The organism is Candidatus Obscuribacterales bacterium (assembly GCA_036703605.1).
In the GTDB taxonomy this organism is placed as follows: Bacteria; Cyanobacteriota; Cyanobacteriia; order RECH01; family RECH01; genus RECH01.
This window is the reverse complement of sequence record DATNRH010000377.1, coordinates 1-1,218: the sequence shown is the minus strand read 5'-3', so window position 1 is coordinate 1,218 and position 1,218 is coordinate 1. Positions and strand designations below refer to the sequence as shown.

Sequence of the window (1,218 nt, the reverse complement as noted above, 5' to 3'; positions counted from 1 at the left end):
AGCGGTTTGAATTCGATCCTATCCATCATAAAGCCCGCAAATTTTGACCCCGTCATTCTGCCCAGACGGTTATCGAATCGGCATTGCTCAATGAACATCAATGGGACGACGTCACGATTGACAAGCATGTCAACGTTGCTTAAAGCTTACATTTCTATGAGAGGAGGGTTGAGCGACATCGAAACCCGGCAACGTATAAACCATCGTCAAGGGCGGGTCAGATAGCAATGGCAATCTGGCTTTTCAATCACCGTTTCCACCAGCGCATTCAGCGTCACCGCCGCCAGCAGCCCCCCGCCCAAACTACCCTGCAGAGTAATGTAAGGAATCGGTAAAGTCATCAACCGTCGCTTGGCGGCCGGGGCATGGCTAAAGCCAATGGGCATCCCGATTACCAAAGCCGGCTGGATCTGCTGCTGGGCAATCAACTGGCCAACGGTGAGCAACACTGACGGAGCATAACCAACCACCAGCACAGATCCCTCAGGACAGTCTTGCAGCCGTTGCTTCCAGGCTGGATCGTTCCAAAAAGCCTGCTCAGCTTCAACAACGCCCGTCACATGGGGATCTTGAATGAGAACCTCCACGGAGCAGCCCAGGTGAGCCAAGCGGGTGTGATCTAGCGCAGCAGCGATCGCCGGTAGATCCGCCACAATCGGGCAGCCACGTTTGAGCGCGTGACGAGCGGCGGCGATCGCATCTGGACTCCAGCGCACAACGTTGATCAGGCTAACATCCCCGCAGGCCAAGACCAATTGCTGCAACAGGTGAGCGGTGACCTCAGAATAGTGCGACAAGTCGGGCAATAAGCCCTGCAACGATTCTTGAAATGCCTCTGGATGGGTCTCAGTTTCCGCATCAAGACGACGCCAAAGCTGATCAAGCTGCCCTAGACTATCCTGAGCATCAACGTCCAAATGTTTCAACTGGGCCAGCACCTCAGCCTGGGCCTGCTGTCCAGGGCGATCGCGTCCTAGTAAACCCTCCAATGCGGTGGCCGTGTGGCGGAGGCGGGTTAACTGCTGTATCACGGAGCGGTATTGCTGCTGCAACTGCGCCATCAGGGCGGAATTATCCGTAGCGTCGGATTGATTTTCGAGCAATTGGCGAATATGAGACAACTGAAACCCCTGTTGCTTCAGCGCCACAATCCGCTGTAATTGCTGCACATCCTGCTGAGTGTACAGCCGATAGTTGCCCTGGGAGCGCTGGGCGGGC

Annotated in this window: 1 protein-coding gene; it reads right to left on the bottom strand. The window is 55.5% G+C overall.

The annotated features are described in order from the left end of the window. Window positions 1-206: 206 nt before the first annotated feature. The coding region (locus V6D20_07910) for a precorrin-8X methylmutase (GenBank protein HEY9815709.1) at window positions 207-1,218 on the bottom strand (1,012 nt) is incomplete at its 5' end.